Source organism: Methylobacterium sp. HMF5984, assembly GCF_045033435.1.
GTDB lineage: Bacteria > Pseudomonadota > Alphaproteobacteria > Rhizobiales > Beijerinckiaceae > Methylobacterium.
This window is the reverse complement of record NZ_JBJFLN010000001.1, coordinates 1,042,982-1,067,190: the sequence shown is the minus strand read 5'-3', so window position 1 is coordinate 1,067,190 and position 24,209 is coordinate 1,042,982. Positions and strand designations below refer to the sequence as shown.

21 protein-coding genes and 2 pseudogenes are annotated in these 24,209 nt (G+C 63.7%); 14 read left to right on the top strand and 9 right to left on the bottom strand.

All coding sequences use genetic code 11. The features are described from left to right. Positions 1–8: 8 nt before the first annotated feature. The gene (locus ACFZ8E_RS05045) at positions 9–227 is read right to left on the bottom strand and encodes a hypothetical protein (protein WP_405042209.1); all 219 of its coding nucleotides are present in this window, start codon (positions 225–227) and stop codon (positions 9–11) included. A gap of 201 nt (positions 228–428) precedes the next feature. Here ACFZ8E_RS05045 and ACFZ8E_RS05040 point away from each other — a divergent pair, with 201 nt between their 5' ends. Then, entirely contained in the window at positions 429–941 is a 513-nt protein-coding gene (locus ACFZ8E_RS05040; protein WP_405042208.1) for a hypothetical protein, read from the top strand. A 131-nt stretch (positions 942–1,072) separates the two neighbouring features. Further along, positions 1,073–1,258: pseudogene (locus ACFZ8E_RS05035) on the top strand (MFS transporter); the annotation flags it as partial. Between the two features lie 1,562 nt (positions 1,259–2,820). Here ACFZ8E_RS05035 and ACFZ8E_RS05030 read toward each other — a convergent pair. The 4 genes from ACFZ8E_RS05030 to ACFZ8E_RS05015 form a co-directional block, all read right to left on the bottom strand. After that, positions 2,821–3,420, bottom strand: coding sequence for a hypothetical protein (locus ACFZ8E_RS05030; RefSeq protein WP_405042206.1), 600 nt, complete (start codon positions 3,418–3,420; stop codon positions 2,821–2,823). Further along, entirely contained in the window at positions 3,417–4,037 is a 621-nt protein-coding gene (locus ACFZ8E_RS05025) for a hypothetical protein (protein ID WP_405042205.1), read from the bottom strand. Before ACFZ8E_RS05025 ends, ACFZ8E_RS05030 begins: the two co-directional genes overlap by 4 nt. Positions 4,038–4,283: 246 nt before the next feature. Continuing rightward, positions 4,284–4,922, bottom strand: a complete 639-nt coding sequence (locus ACFZ8E_RS05020; protein WP_405042204.1) for a hypothetical protein — start codon at positions 4,920–4,922, stop codon at positions 4,284–4,286. A 17-nt stretch (positions 4,923–4,939) separates the two neighbouring features. Beyond that, positions 4,940–5,575 carry a recombinase family protein gene (locus ACFZ8E_RS05015; protein ID WP_405042203.1) on the bottom strand — a complete coding sequence of 212 codons (636 nt, stop codon included), beginning with the start codon at positions 5,573–5,575 and terminating at the stop codon, positions 4,940–4,942. Between the two features lie 258 nt (positions 5,576–5,833). Here ACFZ8E_RS05015 and ACFZ8E_RS05010 point away from each other — a divergent pair, with 258 nt between their 5' ends. Further along, a complete protein-coding gene (locus ACFZ8E_RS05010; protein WP_405042202.1) occupies positions 5,834–7,960 on the top strand; it encodes a hypothetical protein in 2,127 nt (708 codons plus the stop codon). 173 nt (positions 7,961–8,133) lie between these two features. Here ACFZ8E_RS05010 and ACFZ8E_RS05005 read toward each other — a convergent pair whose 3' ends face one another. Both ACFZ8E_RS05005 and ACFZ8E_RS05000 read right to left on the bottom strand, forming a co-directional pair. Beyond that, positions 8,134–9,822 (bottom strand): tyrosine-type recombinase/integrase, encoded by a 1,689-nt coding sequence (locus tag ACFZ8E_RS05005; protein WP_405042201.1) that lies wholly within the window; start codon positions 9,820–9,822, stop codon positions 8,134–8,136. A gap of 1,285 nt (positions 9,823–11,107) precedes the next feature. Continuing rightward, positions 11,108–11,281: a hypothetical protein gene (locus tag ACFZ8E_RS05000; RefSeq protein ID WP_244030483.1), complete on the bottom strand. Its 174-nt coding sequence runs from the start codon at positions 11,279–11,281 to the stop codon at positions 11,108–11,110. A gap of 450 nt (positions 11,282–11,731) precedes the next feature. Here ACFZ8E_RS05000 and ACFZ8E_RS04995 point away from each other — a divergent pair, with 450 nt between their 5' ends. From ACFZ8E_RS04995 to ACFZ8E_RS04970, 6 genes and pseudogenes are all read left to right on the top strand, one after another. Continuing rightward, a complete protein-coding gene (locus ACFZ8E_RS04995; RefSeq protein ID WP_405042200.1) occupies positions 11,732–12,886 on the top strand; it encodes a glutathione-independent formaldehyde dehydrogenase in 1,155 nt (384 codons plus the stop codon). After that, positions 12,792–13,289: a zinc ribbon domain-containing protein gene (locus tag ACFZ8E_RS04990; RefSeq protein ID WP_405042199.1), complete on the top strand. Its 498-nt coding sequence runs from the start codon at positions 12,792–12,794 to the stop codon at positions 13,287–13,289. The genes ACFZ8E_RS04995 and ACFZ8E_RS04990 overlap by 95 nt, the downstream gene beginning before the upstream one ends. 59 nt (positions 13,290–13,348) lie before the next feature. Then, complete coding sequence (locus ACFZ8E_RS04985; protein ID WP_405042197.1) at positions 13,349–13,915, top strand: type 1 glutamine amidotransferase domain-containing protein; 567 nt, start codon at positions 13,349–13,351, stop codon at positions 13,913–13,915. A gap of 311 nt (positions 13,916–14,226) precedes the next feature. Beyond that, positions 14,227–14,607: a hypothetical protein gene (locus ACFZ8E_RS04980; protein ID WP_405042195.1), complete on the top strand. Its 381-nt coding sequence runs from the start codon at positions 14,227–14,229 to the stop codon at positions 14,605–14,607. Positions 14,608–14,961: 354 nt separating this feature from the next. Then, a pseudogene (locus ACFZ8E_RS04975) lies at positions 14,962–16,503 on the top strand (excinuclease ABC subunit A); the annotation flags it as partial. Between the two features lie 85 nt (positions 16,504–16,588). Beyond that, positions 16,589–17,940, top strand: a protein-coding gene (locus tag ACFZ8E_RS04970) for an IS3-like element ISMex16 family transposase (RefSeq protein ID WP_405041759.1) whose coding sequence is annotated in 2 segments (ribosomal slippage) — positions 16,589–16,925 and positions 16,925–17,940 — 1,353 coding nt in all. Because the reading frame shifts where the segments join, the coding sequence is not laid out codon by codon here. Here the strand turns inward: ACFZ8E_RS04970 and ACFZ8E_RS04965 are convergent. After that, positions 17,937–18,281, bottom strand: coding sequence for a hypothetical protein (locus ACFZ8E_RS04965; protein WP_405042194.1), 345 nt, complete (start codon positions 18,279–18,281; stop codon positions 17,937–17,939). The two genes, ACFZ8E_RS04970 and ACFZ8E_RS04965, sit on opposite strands and share 4 nt — an antisense overlap. 559 nt (positions 18,282–18,840) lie before the next feature. Between ACFZ8E_RS04965 and ACFZ8E_RS04960 the strand changes: the two genes are divergently transcribed. The 3 genes from ACFZ8E_RS04960 to ACFZ8E_RS04950 all read left to right on the top strand — a co-directional run bounded on the left by ACFZ8E_RS04960 (position 18,841) and on the right by ACFZ8E_RS04950 (position 22,340). After that, positions 18,841–19,995 (top strand): peptidoglycan-binding protein, encoded by a 1,155-nt coding sequence (locus ACFZ8E_RS04960; protein ID WP_405042193.1) that lies wholly within the window; start codon positions 18,841–18,843, stop codon positions 19,993–19,995. Positions 19,996–20,853: 858 nt separating this feature from the next. Beyond that, positions 20,854–21,156, top strand: coding sequence for a hypothetical protein (locus ACFZ8E_RS04955; protein WP_405042192.1), 303 nt, complete (start codon positions 20,854–20,856; stop codon positions 21,154–21,156). 14 nt (positions 21,157–21,170) lie between these two features. Then, positions 21,171–22,340, top strand: coding sequence for a zinc-dependent alcohol dehydrogenase (locus tag ACFZ8E_RS04950; protein ID WP_405042190.1), 1,170 nt, complete (start codon positions 21,171–21,173; stop codon positions 22,338–22,340). A gap of 18 nt (positions 22,341–22,358) precedes the next feature. On the opposite strand, the gene ACFZ8E_RS04945 is transcribed toward ACFZ8E_RS04950, so the two are convergent. After that, positions 22,359–22,577 carry a hypothetical protein gene (locus ACFZ8E_RS04945; protein WP_405044462.1) on the bottom strand — a complete coding sequence of 73 codons (219 nt, stop codon included), beginning with the start codon at positions 22,575–22,577 and terminating at the stop codon, positions 22,359–22,361. Here ACFZ8E_RS04945 and ACFZ8E_RS04940 point away from each other — a divergent pair. Together ACFZ8E_RS04940 and ACFZ8E_RS04935 are read left to right on the top strand one after the other, a co-directional pair. Beyond that, on the top strand, positions 22,479–23,573 hold the full coding sequence (locus tag ACFZ8E_RS04940) for a zinc-dependent alcohol dehydrogenase (protein WP_405044329.1): 1,095 nt from the start codon (positions 22,479–22,481) through the stop codon (positions 23,571–23,573). The two genes, ACFZ8E_RS04945 and ACFZ8E_RS04940, sit on opposite strands and share 99 nt — an antisense overlap. A gap of 27 nt (positions 23,574–23,600) precedes the next feature. Continuing rightward, positions 23,601–24,191: a hypothetical protein gene (locus tag ACFZ8E_RS04935; protein ID WP_147726126.1), complete on the top strand. Its 591-nt coding sequence runs from the start codon at positions 23,601–23,603 to the stop codon at positions 24,189–24,191. Positions 24,192–24,209 lie beyond the last annotated feature (18 nt).

Here is a 24,209-nt window from a genome sequence, read left to right as displayed (position 1 = left end):
TCGGGATGCTACTGGCGTCTCTCGGATTGCTCGTGGTCGTAAACAGCGAGCATGAACTCGAAGAACGCCAAGGCGCCCTCCCCTGGCAGGTCGAGGAGGACCCGACCGGTCGCACGGTCGAGGATCTCGAACCCGAGGGGACCGAGACCTCCGAAAGGCGAGTCGTCCCGGAAGGCCTGATACGTGCGGTCGCCCACGTTCGTGACCGCCTCGATCTTGCGCGCCATGTCAGTCCTCCTCGTTGACGTAGTCGATGAGGAAGGGCGTCGCGATCCCCTCTTCATCTAGTTAGTCGTCGTCATAGCCCTCGACCACCTCGATCGAGCCGAAGGCAGACTTCTCTTGGGTATTGGTTAGCGCGTTGGTCACTATGTCCAATAATGGTCCGTGAACGCCTATCGATCACAGTAGCGTGAAAGGAGGCGGCGATGCACATCCAGGACTACAGCGCCGCGCTGATGGCGCTCAGCATTCCCATCGCTCTCGGAGCCCTCTCGGCGAAAGCAAAAGAGTTCGATCGTTGGAAAGATCTGTTGCAGATCGCCGGTGTGATGTTTGTAGTGGGTCTCAGCCTCGGCGCCGTGTCACCGTCCAAGCCCCGAGATCTAATAGCCGAGGCTCGCAAGGAGGCTGAGAACCGAGAAGCCTTCCAGAGGGATGCAGATGCGGCGATCGAAGCTGTTCGCGAGAAGGCGCGGAGCCGGCAGATGATCGATGCCATGACTGCTTGCGATTATGCGATCAAAGGACAGCTGCAATACCCTGGGTCTTATAGCACCTCATGGATCTCGGAATCGAACCGTCAATTCGAGACTGCGCAAGGCTGGGAGATCTACAAGGCGTTCGAGGCGAAGAACGGCTTCGGTGGCTCCCTTCCCCATGTTGGTCATTGCAGCATCACGCGGTCCGGAAATATCAGCGTCGAAATCTCCAGGTCGTAGGCTTGGATGAAGCAATGAGCCGCACCACGCCCCTGCCCGTGATCTGTCTCGCCGTCGGCCTCGGCGTCGTGCTGTCATGGGCCACAAGCGGCCCGAAGGAGAGGCCGGCGCAGACGCGCGAGGTCGCTTAGATCTACGACCCCGCCTTCGCCACGCTTGGCCGGCTCTATGGCGCCGAGGCGCGATCGGCGATCACGACGCTGACTCTGTGCGGCGGCTTCACCAGCAACATGAGCTGGCCACTGTCGGCGTTTCTGGTCGAGCAGATCGGCTGGCGAAGCACCTGCTTCGCCTTTGCTTGGCTACACTCGGTGGTCCCCGTGACCGCGCGGTGGCGAGCGGCTGGCACTGCCCGTCCGACTCCCGGATCGCTTGGGCGGCCGAGCACGGCTCGGTGCCGATCCTGAACGTCGAGAACCACGTCGTCGAGCCCGGCGCGGGTCGTGTCGGTTCTCCCGGCGCGAGGCGCACGGCGGATGCCGGTTCGGAGGACTCAGGGCCGAGCGCTGAGAGCGGTGTGGCCGTCGCCGGCACCTCTGACGCCTTCGCCAGCCGGCGCGCCTCCTTGACCGCCTCACGGGCCTCCTGGTGAAGATCTTTCGCCCGCTCCCGGATGCCGTTCGTCATCGCAAGAGCGTCGCGGTCGAAGCTGAGGCGCCTTCCCTCCCACAAGGCCTCGGCCCGCTGCCGGCACCCGCGCGTGACGCTCAAGACGGTCTTGGTGCCGAGCAGCCGGCGCGTCGTCGAGCTGTCCTTCCGCAGGTAGCGCGCCCACCCGTCCGGTCCCCAGACGACCTTGATGTTCGCCTGCTTGTCTGCGTGGTGCGCCGAGTCCCACACGCCTCCGACCTTCCGCAGAACCGCGTCCAAGACGGTCTTCTCGCTCTCGATCACGTCCAGGACGCCATGCAGGTGCCAGCGGCCGGACTTGGTGCCCTCGACGCTGAACACGAAATCCCGAGCGCCGAGCGACGACGCCTTCAAGGCCTTCAACAGCCGGTCGTGCATCCGCTCCTTCAAGCCCTCCGGGTTGTCGTTCGCGGCCTGCGCGATCTTCCCGCCGAGGTTCAGCGTCCAGGCGAGGCCACCGCCCCGTGTGCTGACGGTGCGAGCGAAGGCGTGGCCCTTGATGACCTCGGTAGTGCGGTTCCAGCTCGGTGCGCTGCGGGTGTCGTTCTCGTCGGCCTCCCTGCGCTTCTGGGTGGTCTTGGACAGGGTATGGGAGGTCGTAGGAGAGAGGGTGGTATCAGTTACTGAAAGAGGCACCGTGCGACTGGTCCTGCCCACCCGCGCGTCAGGCACGAAGTCATTCAGGATAGGAAGGTTTCTGCTGTCGCGAGCGAAGGACACGCGCGGCCTGCCGACGGTCTTTTTCGGATTTCCTGCCAGCGGTCGGGGTGCCGGATCAGGTTCAGCCGGGGTGCCGTCGAGGTTCGTGACGACGGGCATGGGCGCAACGTCGTCGAAGTCGGTCGGGAGGTCGGCAAGCTCCCGGTCGAGGTAGTCGGACAGGTTGTCGTTAGCCGGTGCCGGAGCGACGTGCTCCTCCTCATCTGGAATCGCGTCGTCGAGACTGGCGAGGAGGGGAGCAAGCTCCTCCTCGGTCATGGGTGCGGTAGCCGTCGCTAGAGCATTCGCAGCGGCACGGCGTGCGGCAGCACGCTCAGCGACAGACGGGAACCGGCCTTCGCTACGCAACTTCGCAATCTTACGCGAGAACACCACTCGAAAATCGGACGCAGGGACGCGTCCGCTCTGTTCTTCGACTTGTGCGAAAGCAGTCGATATCATAGATGATTCAGGCATTGTCTCGAAAAAGAGCCGTTCGCCCTGGCCGGGGCGGGCGGCTCATTCCTTTCCAGCTTGCGTTGTTATTGCTCTAGTTAGTGGGTCCGGACGTTCCGACCATGCGAACCGTCCCGAGCCGGCGCGGGTCCAACAGGACTTCGGCATCATAAGCAGCCCGGTAGACCGCAGCGGTCGCCGGGGCCTCGGTCACGAGCAAGGCGTGCCTCCCGACATGTTCGGCGGGTGCTGAGGTCATAGCCCACAGCGACAGGGCGAAGTCGCGGTCCGGGGTCCACCACGGGCCGACATGTCCAGCGCGGCAGTCCCGCAGCGACTGCGCCCGGTAAAGGGTCTGCGGCAGCGGATCAGGGCTGACCGGCGGCAGCAGAGCACTGAGGCCATCAAGGAGAAGGCGGTCCTTGCCGAGCAAGTCGGTGGTCAGAAACCGCTTGGTGCCGAACTCCTGCGAGGCGCTGCCATGCCATGCGATCTGGAAAGCTTCCCGGACCGCGTCCGAGAAGGGGCCCAGAGGGATGAGGGCGCTCAGGGCACTCTCCCATCCACCAGCCCACGTCAGCTGGGCAGCTGAGCTCATGAAGGCGTCCACGTCGCCGTGGGTGGCACTGGCTACCAGACGCTTGAGCACGTCGGCCTTGTGAAGGTCTTCGAGAGCGATCCGGAAGATGGTCATGACCGGGCCTCCTGAGTGGACGAGACGCTTATCGCGGCGTCCTCTCCGCTCATGATGCGAAGGAAATGCTTGGCGGGCTCGCCGGTCGTGGCATCGATCACCGGCCGGATGATCTGGGCTGCATGCTTGCGGAGCAGGCGGGCGAAGTCGGTTGCGATGCTCGCCGTGGTCGCGGTGCGAAGCGTGGTCTGGCTGGTCTTGCCGTCCACGATGCCGAACGTGACCGCCTTGGCGTGCCGGCCGATGTAGAGCTTGTTGCCGTGGCCCAGATCCACGCCCTTAGCGCTGCCGGACTTGAACTCCAGCCCGGGGAACGGCGCCGTGCCGGTCGCGGCGTCCACGACAGCGGCGATGAGGATGGCCTGATCCCGGTCCAGCAGGGGCAGGCTCACGTTGCGGACCGAGACGAACAGCGCGTCGTCATCCGCGACGGCGATATCAGCGAAGCCGGGCAGCGTGTCGGGGATCTCGCCGGCCTCGATACCGCGCCGGATTGCGCGCTCGATGATCTCGACGCCCGAGACGCCGTGATGGTCGGCCAAGGCCCGAAGCTGGGCGAGGCGTTCAGCGGGGAGGCCGACGCTGGACTGCGTGGGCCTTACGGTATGAGGGGTCACGGGAAGCTCCTATGTCTGATGCTGTTGCAGCAGACATGTATGTGCTTTCCATGCAACGATCAACGGATCCGTAGTGACTAATTTGTCGCATCAATGCGAACTGCCGGGCGCATTGCAGATTTCGTGGGTGAAAAGTTGTCGCCCGGACGTAACGGACCGCTATCTGAGAGGTCCAATTTTTCTAGGACTTCGCCTCCTCCCCCACCCCCTATACGATCAAGCAGTCAGTGCTGATAGTTTACGCCATCAGGCAGCTTCCTCGTGCTCGTATGCGATTCCGTTATCGTCCGATGCAGGATCACTATCAGCATCGTTTGATATGTCACCGTCGAAGGCGTCTTCGTCATCCTGCTTCTGCCGCATCTCCATGATCTGCGACTTAGTGAGGTTGCGGATCACAAGGACCGGAACTTCATCGCTATTCATGTCGTCATCGGTGATGCCAAGCGCGTTGCGCTTGAGCGTGTGAAGTCTTTCGAGGGCAGCAGCGGCGTTGCCTAACATCTTGACGGCAGCAGCGGCAGCGTAGGTCTGGGCTGGGTCCGCAGCGGCAGCGTCCAGACGGTCCACGATCATGCGTTCGATTTTGTCAGCGCGGCTGAACGTGGTCTCACGGATCGCCAGCGCTCGTTCAGTGAGCGCGTCGACCTGGACCTCGTTCTCCCGCTGCACACGGGCGACGACCTGGGCAGCGAGGGCCTTGGCGCTCTCCCCCTTCTCGATGCCGCGCCGGGCGAAGCGGGCCTGTAAGCCACGCTCCGTGATGCCGAACTGATGCGACAGCTCGGGGAGCGTCGCGGCGCCGGAGGACCATAGAGCCTCGGCTTCGGCCCACTCGTTGTCGGCGAGGCGGGTGTAGCGGCGTTTCACGGTCTGAGCGGTCATGGGGTAGCTCTCCTTCATCACGCGGCCCATCGGGCAAGCGCAGCCTCGGCCTCAGCCGGGTTGCTCTGGACGCGGTAGATCGACTGCCGGCTCAGGCCGGTCTCCTTCGCGATGGCGGAAACGCTGGTGCCCTGAGCGAGACGATCGCGCACGATCTCAAGCTGCTCGCGGGTGTAGCTCGGCTTGCGGCCCTTGTAGGTGTCGCCGTCCTGAGTCTTCGCGTGCGCGATCCCGGCGCGCTGGGCCTCCTTCGTCGCTTCGGCCTGAGCTTGGGCGGTCGCGGCCATGAACGCGATTAGAGCGTCTCGCACGGCCTGCTGCATCGGATCTGTGGTGGCGCCATCGAACGTGAGGCCGTTAATGACGGTGCGGATGACGACGCCGCGATGCATGAACGTCCGAATGGTCTCGGTGACGTCGGCGTAGTTGCGGCCCAACCGATCGACCCAGCGCACGACGAGCACGTCGCCGCGCCGGAGCATGTCGAAGAGGCGCCGACCCTCGGGGCGCTCCCGGAGCGCGGTGGTTACGCCCGACACGCCTTCATCAGCAACGACAACGTCCACCTTGAACCCGGCTCCTTCGGCCTGCTTGCGCTGGTGCGCGATGGTCTGATCGGCAGTGCTGACGCGGGCGTAGAGGACGGTCTGCATCGGGCTATCGATATGTCCGCTGTGGTAGCGTCCGTATAGTGCCGCGTCCGTTGATCGAATGCAACCCTAGCGGACGGTTTTTCGGACCTCCCCTGAGTGTCCGCTACGGCATACTTCTACGGACAATCGCCAATGTCCTTGTGCAGTGAATTCGACTCGTAGCGGCTGCCAGACTGCGATATGGTCTGCGGGATGTCAGTTGATGCAATTTTGCAATAGCTGAGCGCAACACTGATTAGATCGATGGCTTGAAATACTATGACACTTGATGTCCGGGGAAGCATTAAAAACACTAAATTAAGCTCTAATAAATATGTGCTATTTGAGGAGCTGATTTCGAACTCCATCGACTCGTTTTTAATAAGACGGCATGATGATTCGTCTGTTAACAACATGACCATATCGGTTGAGGTTAATTTCCAACCAGCAGATATCTTCGCCGTCAAAGAAGATATGAAAATTGTCTGCAAAGATAATGGATGCGGCCTAGGAGACGAACAGCTTAAATCTTTTCTGACCAAAGACACATCCTACAAGGATGATCTGCCAATAATCGGGATTGGAAAATGCAAGGGTTCTGGCCGGATACAATTTTTCCATCAATTTTCGGCATTGAGCATCGTTAGTAATTATCGCGTTGGTCTTAGTGTGAAAAAGCGCGATATGATCTATCGTGAGCCTCAGAAGCAGATCGATACTGACGATTTTCGTATCAATACTGGTTCAGAGGAAGACATTGGGACTAAAATTTGTCTGGAAAATTTTAAAGATATTGCCCGTTCTCGTTTAGCGAGTGGTGAGCCATTGAGCTCGCTTTATTCTGCTTCTGTCCTTAAAAAACAGATGCTCGTCGTGTTTTTGCAACGACTCGTTAGCTTGGATGGTCGGCTTGGTGATTTTGAAATAAAATTTATTACCGATCATTGGATTAGTGGCGAGCAAATCGAAACATTGAAACGCTCTGACCTGCCAAAAGTGACGTCGGAAAAAACCGTCTTGGTCGAAGAATGTGATGCGAGCACCGGCATGATGCTTGGAACACATCAAAAATTTAAATTATCTCATTACCATCTTGATACAAATCTTTTCGACCTTCCTCGTAATGCTATTGCATTTTGCGCAAAGTCGTCGCCCGTAAAAGATATAACCTCACGATATCTCCGGACGCGCACAGAACAGAACAATCCGCTCGATGGATTCCACCACATCATCTTAATCGAAAGTGACTATCTCGATGAACGGGTGAATGAACAGAGGGACGATTTTGACAACATCCCCGACGACTTCACCGCAAGAGATCTATTTTTACTTAATAAGATTTCCTATGAAAATATATATGCTGCAATCGATCCAATTATCGACGGCATGGTTGTTCCTGCAGCTTGGAATAAAATCAAAATAATACAAGAAGTCGCCGAGTCATTCGGCATCAGCGAGGCTATGCTTCAGGATACATCTACCCGCGTTGTCTACGGAGAGTCTGCGCGGGCGGTTGCAGAAAGGGTTCTGAAAAAATATCAGGAAAGAGTAGTCGATGAGACTGCCGAGATCATGAGTCTCAAAGACGAAATCATCAGAACAGAACCGGACACCGAGGACTTTCGCAAAAAAATCAATGAGTTGTCTTGGAAATACACCTCATCCCTCAAAAATTTCGATATGGCAAACTTATCGCAATTAATTGTGCGACGTGCTGCTGTTGTAGAAATTCTGGCTTTGGCTTGTAAAAAAGAACTCTCAATACAGCAGGCCGTCGATGGTCGACGTAAAGATGAGAGAATTATTCACAGTGTTTTCTTTCCAATGCGAAAGGATAGCACTGAATTTTCAGATCATGATGTGTGGCTTCTAAATGAAGAGTATCATTATTACGATTATATTGCATCAGATGTTCCACTTAGTAATATCACTTATGAGGATGGCACCAAAGTTTTTGATAGCGGTATTGACGATGAATTGAAGTCAATATTTTTGCGGCGCGTTCATGAAAATGAACGGAAGAGACCTGATATCGCTATTTTCAGCAAAGAAGGGTCAGCTATCATAATTGAATTCAAGGCGCCTGGCATTTCGACGGATGCCCATATTGGTGATCTTTCCGAGTATGCACATTTGTTGGCGGCAAAATCGGGAGGACGTTTGAAGAAATTCTACGGCTACCTTATCGGCGATTCGGTCGATCCCCTGCGTCTCAGTGGCTCATGGACACCATTTCCCCTTGGTAATGGCTGGTTTCAATCGAGCCCTCTTATAGATCCTACTACTCGGGGACTGCTAGGCGAAACCTATTTTGAAATTCTTCACTACAGTGATGTGATTGAGCGTGCGAGAAAAAGAATTGCAGTTTATCAGGAAAAATTAAAGCTCAGTCTTTCAGGGAACTAATCTGATGGCGTGATGGAATCCGAAATAACCAATTTCAGACCCATTACGCGAGAAAATATCGGCTTCAGAAGAATAGTAAAAACGGTGGAGGTCTGACTCAATCTCATCTCCCCCACGGCCCAGAAATGTTTAAAGGCAGTCATCAAAAGCGCATTTAGACCCATTCTGCAATATCAGAGAGAGAAGCCGTCAAATCGGATTTTCTCCAAGGCGTCTCGCATCGCCTCGATAGAGGTCTCGTGGACATACTTACCGCCGGCCGTCTGGTCGTCGTGACCGGTGATGTCGTCGCTGATGGATCGTGGGACTCCGGCCCGAGACAACGCCGTCTTCAAGGTGTGGCGGAAGCTGTGGAACACCTTGCGGTCGTCGTTGATCCCGACGCTCGGCTTGTAGCTCCGGTTGAACCAACGCGGCAGCACTTGCGAGTATGGCAGGTTGCGCACGCGGTCGGCACCCGACTGCGGGATGGCGTTGGCCGCGCGATACCACTCGGGGAACAGATGCGTCTCGCCGGCCACCCGGAGCGCCGCGACGTGCTTCTCGATCCCGAGCCGGATCAGGGTCGAGTGGACTGGCGTCAGGCGCGCCGACCCGCGCGTCTTCACCTGTTCCTCAACGGCGAAGGCGAGGACGCCGCGCTCGTGTCGCACGCTGTCGAGCTTGAGTTGCCCGATCTCGCTCGCCCGCAAGCCGGTGTGGAGTGCGATCAAGAGCATCCACTGGCGCTCGCCCAACGCGGCCCCCTTCTGAAACAGGGGCGACGCAAAAATCTTGGCGAGGTCGCCCGGCGTGAAGGGCACACGCGGCGCGGCGGTTCCTGCGATCTGATCCACCTTGATGCCGCTCGCCGGGTTGTCCGGGAGAACATCGTTCTGGACGCACCATTTGAAGATGGATTGCAGGCGGGCGAGCCACTTGTCGTTGATCGTGGTCACGTTGAGCACCGGGAAGGGTGTCGCCCGTGCCTTGTTGCGCTTGATCGCTTCGGGCAGCGGTGTGTCGGGGAAGCGCTTCGTATAGTTGGCCGGGGTCTCCATGAGCGCCGCCTTGTAGGAGAGCACATCGCGACGAGTGATCGTATAGACCGGCCGGGCCTCGCCCAAGTGCTCATCGAACATCCGGACAGCGACTTCATATTCGTAGACGCTCGCAGGCCGCGCCTTCTTCTCCACCATCATAAGGGAGACGATCTCGCCGAGCGTCTTGCTGCTATCTGGACCGAGGATGCGCGGGGAGACCGGCGCCGGCTCCAGGGTCTGCTCAGCGGCTAAGAGGGGGTGTGCGCTGGCAGCGGTGAAGTCGCCGTCATCGCGAGCCGCCGCGACAGCCAAGGCTTCGTGCTCAGCAACGGCGAGCGCCATCGCCGTCTTGCGGAACTCGGGAGAGGCCGGTGTGATCTCGGTATGCCCGCGCAACCGGAAGCTCGTGAGGATGCGGCCCACGAGGGCTTCAAGCTCCGCCTCCGTAGCTGCCCCGGCCATCGCCCGCTCAAGTTTGGCGAATTCGCGGTCGTCAACAAAACCGGCGCCGGCAAGCTGATCTTCCTCTCGGACCTGCTGATCGAACTGAACCTGTGTCAGGTAGTGCTGCCGAGCCATCTGCCGGGCTGTGAGCGGGCGACCACGGCGAGCCGGAGCCGAGACCGCGTTCTGCGGTGTCGCTCGCACTCGTGCAGCTTCAAGGATGGCCTGCATGCCCGCAACGGCCGCCGGTAGCTTGCGAAGGGCCACGACGCGATCCGGCCCCAGCGCTTCGACCAATTCGCGCTTGCCGACGATGTGCCGTAGCGCGGCCGGAACCGCGAGGCGTGCGGAGTAGCGCCCATGGGCGTGAAGAAGATGCCGAACCTTGCCAGCCATGTGCGTCGCGTCGCCCCCGATTTTGTAGCGAACTTTGTAGTGACGTAACTGGGAAAAGTGAACGGAAGCAACATCTTGCGCGGATTGTCAGTGACTTAGGTGGGGATGGCAGAGGCTCCCTCCGTCTCCGCCATTTACCTGCGCAGATCGGTGGTGTGTGGTCCTCCGGGTTGTCGAACCCGTTGAGGTCGCTTCGTGTGTCCAGCCGACGTGGTCATTTGGGGGTCGGTAAGGACCGCCAAGGACACGCGTCGTGCTTGGGGCATCCGCTTGGGCACACTGATGCCCGGGCTGGACCGTGCCCGCGATCCACACACCCACCAGTAAGCAGGTCACGACCCTGCCCCGCGGCCTGCACGGTGAAAGGGCGAACCTGTACCTCGCGGTGCGCCCCGGTCGAACCTTGCCGCGAGCACATGGGGGTGCACGTGACCACCCAGGGCCTTCGCGCGGCCTTTCGGACTTGGGCCGGCTCAGCTACGTTCCACAGGTGGAGTCGGCCGAGGAGGCCTTGGGTCATCTGGTCGGCGACGCGACCGAGCGCGCCTACGATTGTAAGCCCTAGCTTGAGAAACGGCGCCGGCTGTGAGGGCCGATTGGGCGGACCATCTCGCCGGCAGGCTCACGCAGCTGAAGAACCCCTTCGTCATTCAGGGCGCCGCGGTCCCGCAGCAAGTGATCGACGAGATGCGGTCCCGCTGGACGCGCTGATGCGGTTGAGGAGACCCGCTGCGCAGGGTACGACGGGGTCACGCCTTCTGGCCGTTCCACACGTCGAGACGCCGGGTCATCCCGTCGAAGCTTGGCAGTACGATGATGCGGTCTACCCATGCTCAAATAAACCTATGAATGTCCACAGCGATCGAGCCACGTTGGGCAATCGCGCCGCGTGCTGCCGAGCATCAGATCCCCGCGAACCGCGGCGCTTGGAGGCGCATCAGACCGAGAGCGGCCACAAGGTCGAAGCTGTCGGCGCGGTCGGAGCAACTCAGGCTCCGGGAGGATCTGTCGCTGAAGCAACGGAGCATTCCTTCATCTCGGCATGCCTAGCAACAGTGATCCTGCACTCGGTAAAATCTCTTCCCGGGTCCGTGCGCTCGGCAGGAACAGCAGACCCAGCACTTCAAGGCGCCGCATGACAATGACATCCGCGCTCGCCGATGAAAAAGAAGGGGGGTTCGGTACAAAGGCGCGCGCCGACGATCGAGCCCGAGACGGACCGTCGGGCTGATCGGGAAGTTGCTTCCGCGAGATTGCCGCTTGGCCACAAGGCCGAGGCGGCGGATCAATTGTCCCAGGATCGAAGCCCGCACACCAGGACCGTTACCACCACGGATCCTGCGATGATCAGGGACAGCGTGAGCTGATCCGTCGGATCGTCGGTGAAGGCTCTGGCCACCGCCGGACCGATCAAGGCGCAGCCGGCACCGCAGACGATCGCGACTGTCTTCGAGGTCATCGCGCACCTCCTCGGAGGCCGATCGCCTGTCGCGATCACTGATCCTGTCGTCCACGCCCGCCCAGAAACGGGGGAGAACCTGAGCATGGGGGCGTGGACGGTCGATCCTCGGACCGACACAAAGGTAAGCCGGGGAGAGGACTTTCGTTCAGCCCGGCGATCAGATGCCGCGGCCTCTCGGATCGTCAGTCATCTGAAGATAGACCGAGGCTGACTGCTGCCGCCTTTGCCACCCGACTCCAGCGGTGGCCAGCGGCAGCGCCGACCGGGTGATTGTGCCGGGGACGCACGCGTCGTCGGGAGCGGCGGCGATTGTGTTCAACGGTGCGCCTCCGAGATCGAGGCTCATGCCGCGCTAGGGAGAACACCGTAGGCATCAACCGGATAGTCCGGTGGCCGGCAGCAGCTACTGTTCCTCCCGTGCCGAAAGACTCAGGTCAGGAGATCGCGATGCGAGCAGTCGTTTATAATGGCCCGCGCGATGTTGCCGTGCAGAACGTGCCAGACGCGCAGGTCGAGCGGCCGACCGACGTGCTGGTGCGGATCACGAGCACCAACATCTGCGGCTCCGATCTGCACATGTATGAGGGCCGGACCGACTTTCCACGCGGCGGCGTGTTCGGGCACGAGAACCTCGGTCAGGTGGCCGAGGTGGGGGGCGCCGTCGATCGGGTGAAGGTCGGGGACTGGGTCGCCATCCCGTTCAACATCGGCTGCGGCTTCTGCAAGAACTGCGAACGCGGCTTGAGCGCGTTTTGCCTGACCACGGCGGATCGAAGCGTCGTACCGAACATGGCCGGCGCTGCGTACGGCTTCGCCGACATGGGCCCCTATCGCGGCGGGCAAGCCGACCTCCTGCGCGTTCCCTACGGCGACTACAATTGCCTCAAGCTGCCGCCGGACGCCGAGGAGCGGCAGAACGATTACGTGATGCTGGCCGACATCTTCCCGACCGGCTGGCATGCCACCGAGCTCGCCGGGCTCCGTCCGGGCGAGTCGATCGTCATCTACGGGGCCGGGCCGGTCGGCCTCATGGCGGCCCACGCGGCGATGATCAAGGGCGCCTGCATGGTCATGGTCGTCGATCGCCATCCCGACCGCCTGCGCCTCGCAGGCTCGATCGGCGCTCTGCCCATCGACGATTCCAAGGGCTCCGCGGTCGACCAGGTCCTTCAGTTGACGAACGGCATCGGCGCCGACCGGGGCTGCGAGTGCGTCGGCTATCAAGCGCACGACCCGGAGGGCCACGAGCACCCCAACATGACGATGAACGACCTCGTGAGGTCGGTGAAGTTCACCGGCGGCATCGGCGTGGTCGGTGTCTTTGTGCCCCAGGATCCGGCCCCTCAGGATCCGCTCTACAAGCAGGGCGAGATCGTTTTCGACCATGGCCTGTTCTGGTTCAAAGGACAGACGATCGGGACCGGCCAATGCAACGTGAAAGCCTATAACCGGCAACTGCGCGACCTCATCTCGACTGGTCGCGCGAAGCCGTCCTTCATCATCTCGCATGAGCTGCCGCTGGGTGAGGCACCGAACGCCTATCAGCACTTCGACGCTCGCGACGACGGCTGGACCAAGGTGGTCCTCCAGCCGGCCGCGTGATCCGCCGGGCCGGGCGGGCAGCGGCTCGCCCGGCTTATCCGCCGTCTCGCCGGACGGGCTCGAGCGTGAGGACGCCATGCCGATCTACGAATACGCATGCGAGATGTGCGGGCCGTTCACCGCGATGCGGCCCATGGCGCAGTTCCTGGACGCATGCCCGTGCCCGGAATGCGGCACCGGGACGACACGGGCATTCCTCAGCGCACCGGCCATCGCCAGCAGCAGCCCGGGTGGCCGGGTCCCCTACGCGGCCACCGAGCCGGGCGCGGCCTCCCCGCGCCGGGCGTCGGCTGCCCATCCGGTCGGCTGCGGCTGTTGCGTCCGCCGCATGCCAATGCCGGCCGCCCTGTCCACGGGCGGACGGGTCTTCACGGCGCATGGGTCGATCCGGCGGAGCCGGTAGTCGCTCCCGCACGAGGCTGCACCCATCGCGCGCAAACCCGATCCGACGGAGGTACGAACATGGCTTCTGACACACTCGATGGCCTGAAGGTCGCGATCCTGATCACGGACGGCTTCGAGCAGGTCGAGATGACCGAGCCGCGCCGGGCGCTCGACCAAGCCGGTGCCGAGACCCAGATCGTCTCGCCCAAGGACGGCCAGGTGAAGGCCTGGAAGTTGACGGAGTGGGGCGACGAGTTCCCGGTCGGAATGTCCCTGAACGGCGCCCGGCCCGACGATTACGACGCGCTGCTGCTGCCGGGCGGCGTCATCAACCCCGACACGCTCCGGGCGATCCCCGCGGCAGTCGCGTTCGCGAAGGCCTTCTTCGACGGGGGCAAGCCCGTGGCCTCGATCTGTCATGGCCCATGGACCATCATCGAGGCGGGTGCTGCGCGCGGGCGGCGCCTGACCTCCTGGCCCTCGCTCCGAACCGATCTCAGGAACGCGGGCGCGGACTGGGTGGATGAGCAGGTCGTGGTGGACGGCAACCTGGTCACCAGCCGGAAACCCGACGACATCCCGGCGTTCAACCGCGCGGTGATCGAGCTGTTCGCGAGCGCACGCGGGAACGCACGAGCCGCGTGAGCGGAGACGAGAACCTTCAGCGGCTCGCTTCGGCGCTCCCGCATGGCCGGCGGCCGAAGTGAGCCGAGGCGCGTGCGTGACCAGGAACTGTCGCGCTGGCCGGGCTCGCCGGATACAAAGACCACCGCGCTGCCCCAGGGAGACCGCCGACGCGATGCCGCGAGTTAACGGCGTGGACCAGTCCCACTCTGAGCTCGCCGCTGCCGCAGACGGACGCCGCGGCTTCGGACCAACGCCAGGCCCGACGCGCATTGTCGCGACATCCTGGCGGAGGTCGTTCGTGAAAGCTCCAGGGAGGCGACCGGATTGCGATGGCCGCACCGAACGTATCCTTCTGTACCGTGATCGCGGAGGAACTCATGCGCACCACCTCAGGCCGGGAGCCTTCGACAAAGCGAAACCTTCGGGCCGCGAGCGGTCCTGAGAGCGGACAGATACCCCTCGGCCCGGCGGTCTTCACCCCTGACATGGTGCAGGCCATGAGCGAGGCCTTCGATCAGGCTTGGACCGTGATGCTTGCCACGGACGGTGATGGCACGAGAAACCATGTCGCGGCCGATACGCGGCGTCGACTCGCCCTGGCGATTGTGGACGCCGCCCGACGGGGCATGCGAGACCGCGATCAGCTGATCGAAAGCGCGCTCGGAAACCCTTTCCTTCTGGGATGGACGGGGAGGTCGGCGATCCACTGAGCGAGGATGAGGCTATGGAAACCCGCAGGAGAGACAAGCCGCTCCCCCATCGATCGGGTATCGAAGGCCGCGGGCGCACGATCCCCGTGAGAGCTTTGAAGGTTCAGTAACGCGCCGGCTGCTCCGCAGGAGCCCTGCATCGAGGGAGTCGGTTCCGGCCCGGAAGCGTGCGAGTCCATCAGGACCAGGACGCCCCTGAGGCGCGGCAGGGGCTGAGCTGGTTCGGATCCTCCGTGAGAGCCCCCATATCCGCCTGACGCGTCGTCCGACCCCAGACTTCAGGCCTGTCTCAGGGACGGCGGCTTTGGAACCGCGAGGAGAATCACTGTGCCGACGGACGCCATCGCGCGAAGTCTGGGCTCTTCGTCGAAAACGTCGGATCCTGCGCCCGACGCATCGGCGGGCCCGACATCTCGCGAGGCATCGCAAAGTCCGTCCCCGTTCGTCTCCGTCCGCGGCGCGCGAGAGCACAACCTCAAGGACGTCGACGTCGACATCCCACGCGATGCGCTTGTGGTGTTCACCGGGGTGTCGGGGTCCGGCAAGTCGTCGTTGGCCTTCGGCACGATCTACGCCGAGGCCCAGCGACGCTACTTCGAATCGGTCGCTCCCTACGCCCGGCGACTGATCGACCAAGTCGGCGTACCGGACGTGGACGCCATCGAGGGCCTGCCGCCCGCCGTCGCGCTCCAGCAGCAGAGGGGCACGCCGAACTCGCGATCCTCGGTCGGCAGCGTGACCACGCTGTCGAGCCTCGTGCGCATGCTCTACTCGCGCGCGGGCAGCTACCCGCCCGGCCAGCCGATGCTCTACGCCGAGGACTTCTCGCCCAACACCCCGCAAGGCGCCTGCCCGCGCTGCCACGGGCTCGGCCGCCTCTACGATGCCACCGAGGCGACGATGGTGCCGGACCCCTCGCTGACGATCCGCGAGCGAGCGGTCGCGGCCTGGCCCCAGGCCTGGGGCGGCCAGAACCTGAGGGACATCCTGGTGACGCTGGGTTACGACGTCGACGTGCCCTGGCGCGACCTGTCTCGCGCGGACCGTGACTGGATCCTGTTCACCGACGACCATCCCACGGTGCCCGTCTACGCTGGCCTGAGCCCGGAGGAGACGCGGCAGGCCCTGAAGCGCAAGCGGGAGCCGGACTATCAAGGCACCTTCACCGGCGCTCGACGACACGTCCTGCACACCTTCGCCAACTCTCAAAGCGCGCTCATGCGCCGAAGAGCGGCGCAGTACCTGGTCAGCGAGCCGTGCCCGACCTGTGAGGGGAAGCGCCTCAAACGCGAGGCCTTGTCCGTCACTGTGGCGGGGCACGACATCGGTGTCCTCGCGGCGATGCCGATCACACGGCTCGCCGATGTTCTCTACCCCCTCTCCATTGGGACGATCCCCGAGGAGGCTGGCTGCACCGGCCATAGGCTGGGACGCTCCACCGTCCGAGCGGCGGCAGCGGAGCGGGTGGCGGCAGGCGGCTCGGCGCATGCCGGTGCGCCGGACGTGCGAGGCACGCCGAACCTGTCGATCGAGAAGCGTCTGGCCGCGCAACGTCTCATCGCCGACCTCCTCGACCGAATTGGCGGGCTGACCCGGCTCGGGCTCGGCTACCTGTCGCTGGACCGCATCACCACGACACTGTCGTCGGGCGAGCTGCAGCGGCTGCGCCTCGCCACTCAGTTGCGCTCGCAGCTCTTCGGGGTCGTCTACGTGCTCGACGAGCCGTCGGCCGGCCTCCACCCCGCGGACGGCGCGGCATTGGTCGAGGCACTGGACGACCTCAAAGCCGCGGGCAACTCGCTGTTCGTCGTCGAGCACGACCTGGAGACGATGCGGCGCGCCGACTGGCTGGTGGACGTCGGTCCCGACGCGGGCGAGCATGGCGGCGAGATCCTCTGTCCGACGTCAGCACCTGTGGGACAGAATGAGGGTCTTCACGAACGGAGGATGGCTGGTTCATCGTAGCCCCTGAGGAGCGAAGATGAAGCAGACATCCGGACCGGCCAAGAAGCCGGCAGAAGCGGTGATCAAGGACATCCGTCGGGCCACACGTCGGCAGTTCTCGTCCGAGGAGAAGATCCGTGTGGTGCTGGAAGGCTTGCGTGGCGAGGACAGCATCGCGGAGTTGTGCCGACGTGAGGGGATTGCCGCCTCGATGTACTACGGCTGGTCCAAGGAGTTCCTGGAGGCTGGCAAGAAGCGCCTGTCCGGTGACACGTCTCGTGCGGCCACCACGGATGAGGTGCGGGATCTCCGTCGCGAAGCGGGGGCGCTGAAGGAGGTCGTAGCTGATCTCGTCCTGGAGAACCGTTTGCTTAAAAAAAGCATGAGCGGGGCTGGGGGCGACGAGGCATGAGGTACCCGGCCCCCGAGAAGCTGGAGATCATCCGGCTGGTCGAGCAATCCCACCTGCCGGTGCGTGCCACCCTGGACAAGCTCGGCATCACGCGCTCGACGTTCTACCGCTGGTACGACGCCTACCAGCGCGGCGGCCCCGAGGCGTTGAATGACCATCCTTCGCAGCCGAGCCGGGTCTGGAACCGTCTACCTGCAGAGATCCGCGAGCAGATCGTTGCCTTGGCTCTGGAGCAGCCTGAACTCAGTCCGCGTGAGCTGGCGGTGCGCTTCACCGACGAGCGGCGCTACTTCGTCTCGGAAGCGACCGTCTACCGGTTGCTCAAGTCTCAGAACCTGATCACCAGCCCGGCCTATATCGTCATCAAGGCCGCCGACGAGTTCCGCGATAAAACCACCGCGCCCAACCAGCTTTGGCAGACGGACTTCACCTACTTGAAGGTCGTTGGCTGGGGCTGGTACTACCTGTCGACGGTCCTGGACGACTTCTCACGCTACATCGTCGCCTGGAAGCTGTGCACGACGATGCAGGCCAGCGACGTCACCGCCACGCTCGACCTGGCGCTGGGTGCGGCTGGGCTCGATCAGGCGCGGGTGATGCCGCGGCCACGCCTGCTCTCCGACAACGGTCCAAGCTACGTCGCCAGCGACCTGGCTGACTGGCTCGGCATTCGGGGCATGACCCACATCCGCGGTGCGCCATGCCATCCGCAAACGCAGGGCAAGATCGAGCGTTGGCATCAGACACTCAAGAACCGCATCCTGCTCGAACACGCGTACTTGCCCGGCGAGTTGGAGACGCAGGTTGCCGACTTCGTCGAACACTACAACCATGCCCGAGCCCATGAGAGCCTGAGCAACCTCACGCCCGCCGACGTCTACTTCGGACGCGGCGAAGGGATCCTGGCCGAGCGGGAACGCATCAAGCGCCAGACCCTGATGGATCGCCGCTTGCGCCACCACGCGCAGGCTGCCTAACCTCTTACCCCAGATGAACCAGAGCCTCCGCTCCTGAACACCGCTGAATGTCCCAAATCATCTGACGACGGACAGATGATGAGGCCCGCACCGAGGGTCAGGCCGCCGGCCCAGAGCAGGACGTAGAGCACGAGGATGGTCGGCCCACAGAAGGACAGCACGATGCCGCGTTGCGGGCCGGCCGCCTCCGCGACGCGGCGCAGGACGCGCCACGCGAGATGCGCGGCCCGCTCGGCGAGCAGCCCGGTGCCGATGCGGGCGTAGAGAACGGTGAGGAAGACATCGAGGAGGACGATCCCCATCACGACGGCGCCGGCCGTGCCTTCGAGGACGGGGAGCATGCGCGAACCTTTCGGGCCGCCCTGCGTGGCGAGGACGCCGTTCCCATCGCGAACCGGGGGCTGCCGGCGTCGTTCCGCGGATACGTCCTTAGGACGATGCCTATCGCGGCTGCGTCGGCGCCCGGAGATCGGGGCTCGGGCTTGCGGGTGCCCCCTGCCGAGGGCCGGACGGGGCGTCCCGCCGATAGTGTCTGTCGACGGCGGTCCAGAAGGCGATCTTCAGCTCGGGACACCGCCGCTCGAGCACACCCTCGATGGCCGCCCGAGCCTCGCGTGCGCAGGCATCCGTGTCGGCTTGGAAATGCCCGTCGCTCACGTCGATCCTCCGCGTCGAGGGCGGCGGGGCCACCCCTGCAGCCGGCAGTGTGACGTGCCTCGCCTCGCAGGACGATCCGGGCACTCCCTTAGGGACCTTTCGGACACGGCCCTCGCGTGCCCCGCCGTCGTACCCCTCCATCCCGAGAAACCTGCCAGCATCGGAGGTTCCCTAGGGGATCGTCCGCAGGAACGGGGCGTGGCCGCCCTGGTTCGTCCCTACGTCCATGAAAGGAGGTTCATCATGGTGCTGAAGCATCTCTTTCTCACGACGACTGTCCTCGCCGCCGTGGCGGGCGGCCATGCTCAGGCTCAACAATCCGCGGTCAGCAACCAGCGCGTGGCCCAGGACCAGCAGGATGGTCAGGGCACGCAGATCTACGTCAGCTCGGCGGGCGTGCGGCAGGTCCAGCAGGCGTTGACCCAGAAGGGCTACAGCACGGGCACCGTGGATGGCCGTTGGAACCCGCAGACCGCCTCGGCGGCGCGAAGCTTCCAGCAGGCGCAGAACATGGAGCCGACCGGGTCCCTTACCATCCCGCTCGTCTATGGTCTCGGCCTGGAGCAGGACATCATCCTCGGCAACGCCGGTGGACGCAACGGCCAGGGCGGCGGCCAGGCCGGCGACCAGGGAACCAAGCAGGTCGACAATCAGCGCATCGTGGTCGAGCGCGCCGACAGCCGCGGGACGCCGCTCCATGTCAGCCCGGCCGGCGTCAGGCAGATCCAGCAGGCGCTGAACCAGCAGGGCTGGAACACCGGGCAGGTGGACGGCCGATGGGGGCCGGCGACCGTGCAGGCCGCGCGCAGCTACCAGCAGTCGCAGGGGCTGGAGCCGACGGGACGGCTCGAAGTCGGCCTGATCGCCGCCCTCGGCCTGACCGACCCGATCTTCTCGGCCGGGCATGGCACGGGCCCGCAGGCCGCCGGCGCGGCGCGCCCGCAGCCGAGCCAAGCGTCCGGGCCGGGAGGTGATCGGCAGGTCGACAACCAGCGCATCGCCCTGGAGCGTGCGGACAGCGCCGGCGAGCCGCTCTGGATGAATTCCGACGGCGTGCGCCAGATCCAGCAGGTGCTGAACCTGCGCGGCTACGCGGCCGGCCACCTCGACGGCAACTGGAACAACGACACGACCATCGCCGCGACCCACTTCCAGCAGGCGCAGGGGCTCGAGCCGACCGGCACGCTGACCACGAACCTGCTCGCCTCGGTCGGGATGCCGAACTGGCAGCGCGGCGAGTTCCTGGCCGGCATGACGGCCAACGCGAACGCCCTGGGTAATCCCAACCCGCAGACGACCGGATCGACCTCTCAGGCAGGGGGCGCCGGAACTCCGACGCGGGCCAATTCTGCCGGGCAGGGCAGCGGCCAAACGCAAGACGCGTCGGGCACGCGCTAGCGTAGCTCTGCCCAAAGGTTCCCTCCGATCACCGTCGATCACCGGCCCGGAATTCAGACCGGGCCGGTACTCCCGAGAATTTTGGGAGCGTGCCGCCTCAACGTCGATCTCGGGCGTAATGTGGCCTCGACCCCTCACGGGCCAAGGCGCTTCGCCCGACCCGCCGTCCGCATCGGGATCGCGGTGCGACATGGTTCGGGATGGGGCGCTCGGAAACAGAGACGAGTGGCCGGAACCGTCTCCGCTGCGTAGGGCCGCAAGTTTTCGTAGCGGGCACCACGATCGTTCCGCCCAATATTCGATTCATCTTCAACATGTCCCGGCTCGACAAGATTTGATCGAGATAAACAACGCGTTTCTGCGACCCAGCAACCATTCGACCCGCGATATGGGGTCGTTCCCCGCTTTCGAGGTGCGCCATGACCTATGGGCAGGATGGATTCTCCCGACGGGAGCGGGGCGAGCGGGCAGCGCGTACGCACGCGGCGGAGGACCCGTGGTTGGGACCCAGCCGTCGGCAACGCCGACAGGATGCGTCCGGCGGTCTTTCCACCCCGGGCCTCATCGGGCTTGCCCTCGCGGCCGCGGCCGGCGTCGCCGCGATCGGCGTGCTCGGTGCGCAGCGGAGCGCGTCCGGCGGACGAACCGGAGGCGATCCGAACCGAGGGTCCGCAGCTTGGCGAAAACCGGAGATCGAGCGCTCGATCACGATCGAGGATGTTCCCGCCGATGAATTGTACCGCCGTTTGCGCGAGCCCGAGACCTTGCAGCGGATCATGGCGCCCTTTGCGACGGTCAGAGACCACGGGCGACGGACAGACGCGGTGGAGCGTTGGGCACGATCTCGGCTCCTGGGACATGCGCCTGACGGACGACCGGCCCGGCGAAGCCCTCCGCTGGGAGGCACAAGGCGACGATGCCCTGATCCGGGACGTGTCGGTGCGCTTCCGCGCCGCCGGCAACCGCGGCACGGTGGTGGCTCTGCACGTCAGCCTCGATCCGCCCGGCGGCATGCTCGGCCGGATCGCCACCCAGATGCTCGGCGACACCCTTCCGGCGTCGCTGGCGAGCAAGTCGCTCCACTACTTCAAAGCCCTCGTCCAGACCGGCGAGATCCCGACCACCGAGCGTCAGCCCGCAGCTCGACCCGACCCTCGCTGAGCAGGAGCCTTTTCATGCGCGCACTCATCTGGAACGGCGTCAACGACCTGCGTGTGGAGACCGTCAAGGATCCCGAGATCGTCAATCCGCACGACTGCATCCTGCGGGTCACCATGTCGACCACCTGCGGCTCCGACCTGCATTTCATCGACGGCTACATCCCGACCATGAAAGCCGGCGACGTGATCGGTCACGAGTTCATGGGCGTGGTCGAGGAGATCGGACCCGAGGTGAAGAAGGTCAAGAAGGGCGACCGGGTCGTGGTACCGTCGTTCATCACCTGCGGCCAATGCTGGTATTGCAAGAACAAGCTTTCTTCGTTGTGCGACAACACCCATCCCAAACCGGAACTGCAGGAGCCCGTCTTTGGGTACCCGACCGCGGGCATCTACGGCTACACGCACGCATTCGGCGGCTATGCCGGGGCGCACGCCCAGTACGTGCGCGTCCCCTTCGCCGACAACGACTGCTTCAAGGCGCCGGATGGCCTCCCGGACGAGCAGGTGCTGTTCCTCTCCGATGCCGCTCCGACCGGCTACATGGGAGCGGATTTCTGCAACATCCAGCGCGGCGACGTGGTGGCGGTCTGGTGCTGCGGCGGCGTCGGGCTGATGGCGCAGAGGAGCGCCTTCCTGATGGGGGCCGAACGGGTGATCGGGATCGACCGCCTGCCTGAGCGGCTCCGGATGGCGCGCGAGCATGTCGGCTCCGAGACCATCAACTACGAGGACGTCGACAGCGTCCTGGAGGTGCTCAGGGAGATGACCGGAGGCCGCGGACCCGATGCCTGCATCGACGCCGTCGGCATGGAGGCGCACGGGACCGGCCTGCAATACGCCTACGACCGCGCCAAGCAACTCATCCACATGCACACGGATCGCGGCCAGGCGCTGCGCGAGGCGATCCTGGCCTGCCGGAAAGGCGGAACCCTCTCGATCCTGGGGGTCTACGGGGTGATGGACAAGTTCCCGGTCGGCGCGATCATGAACAAGGGTCTCACGGTTCGCACGGCCCAGCAGCACGGGCAGGCCTACATGGATCGTCTGCTTGCCCACGCCCAGAAGGGCGAGCTGAACCCGTCGTTCCTGGCGACGCACCGCTTCTCGCTCGAAGATGCGCCGCGCGGCTACGCCATGTTCAAACACAAGAAGGACGGCTGCGTCCGCTCCGTGTTCGTTCCCTGACGGCGCCTTTGCTGCACATCAGACCTTGACACCATAGCATTTGCACGGGAGCGAACCATGCGAGCCCTCGTCTGGCACGGGAAAGAAGACATTCGCTGCGACAGCGTCACCGATCCGGAGATCGAAGCGGATCGCGATCTGATCGTCAAAGTCACGAGCTGCGCGATCTGCGGATCGGATCTGCATCTGTTTCACAACTTCATCCCCGCCATGCTCCCGGGCGACGTCATGGGTCATGAGACGATGGGCGAGGTCGTGGAGACCGGGCGCGGCCTCAACGGCAAGCTGAAGAAAGGCGACCGGGTGGTGGTACCTTTCACCATCGTCTGCGGCGAGTGCGATCAGTGCAAGCGCGGGTACTTTTCCGTCTGCCAGAAAAGCAACCTTAAGAAGCACCTCGCCGACAAGGTCTTCGGCCACACCACGGCGGGCTTGTTCGGCTACTCGCACCTCACCGGCGGCTATCCCGGAGGTCAGGCCGAGTACCTGCGCGTGCCCTTCGCCGATACGACCGTCCAGAAGGTGCCTCACGGCATTCCCGACGAGAAGCTGCTCTTCCTCTCGGACATCTTCCCAACCGGTTGGCAGGCGGCCGTGCAGGCCGACATCCAGCCCACCGACACCGTGGCGATCTGGGGGTGCGGACCGGTCGGCCAGATGACGATCCGCTCCGCCATCCTGCTCGGCGCCGAGCAGGTGGTCGCCATCGACCGCCTGCCGGAGCGTCTGGAGATGGCCGAGGCGGGGGGCGCGATCACCATCAATTTCGAGGAGGAGGACGTCGTCGAGCGGCTGAATGCGCTGACCGGCGGCGAGGGCCCTGAGAAGTGCATCGACTGCATCGGCATGGAAAGCCACGTCAGCCCCAGCATGCCGGATACCGTCTACGACCGAGCCAAGCAGGTCTTCATGGCGGAAAGCGATCGACCGCACGTCCTGCGCGAGATGATCTACGTGTGCCGGCCCGGCGGCCTGATCTCGATCCCGGGCGTCTACGGCGGCCTGTCGGACAAGATCCCGATGGGCGCGGCGATGAACAAGGGTTTGACGTTCCGGATGGGGCAGACGCACGTCCAACGCTGGACCGCGGATCTCCTGCGCCGGATCGAGGAGGAGCAGATCGACCCCTCCTTCGTCATCACCCACGAGGTCTCCCTCGACAAGGGACCCGAGATGTACCGGACGTTCCGGGACAAGCAGGACAGCTGCATCAAGGTCGTTCTCAAACCCTGACATCCAGCGAGATAGGCCATGAAGACCATGACAAGCATCGCGCGCCTCACGAACATCACGCGATCCGAGGGCGATCCGAAGGTCATACGCTCCGGGCCGAGCTCGCGCGGCATACCCGACAGCCTTGCCAAAGGGCTCGGCTGGTTCAGCCTCGGCCTCGGCCTGACCGAGCTCCTGGCGCCGCAGCGCATCACGCGCCCGCTCGGCATGGAGGGCAAGGAGGCTTTGGTGCGCGCCTACGGCGTCCGGGAGATCGGCAGCGGCATCCTCTCGCTGTCGGTCGACAAGAAGCTTGGGCTCTGGAGCCGAGTCGCCGGTGACGGCCTTGATATCGCGACCGCGCTGACGGTGCTTCGGCCGGACAACCCGAAGCGCGACAACGTCGTCGTCGCTCTGGCGCTGCTGCTCGGCATCACCGCAATCGACCTGATCGACGCCCAAGCCACCACCGTGCTGCACGACCGCAGATCGGGTCGTCGGCGATCCTACCGGGACCGCAGCGGCTTTCCGCGCGGGGTCGCGGCGTCCCGCGGTGCGGCCCGAGATTTCAAGACGCCGCCCGACCTGCGGCACGCTCCACCCCTCGCCGCCGTCTCCCCGCGTACGTCCGCCGCTTGAGGCAGCTCTGCCTCGGCC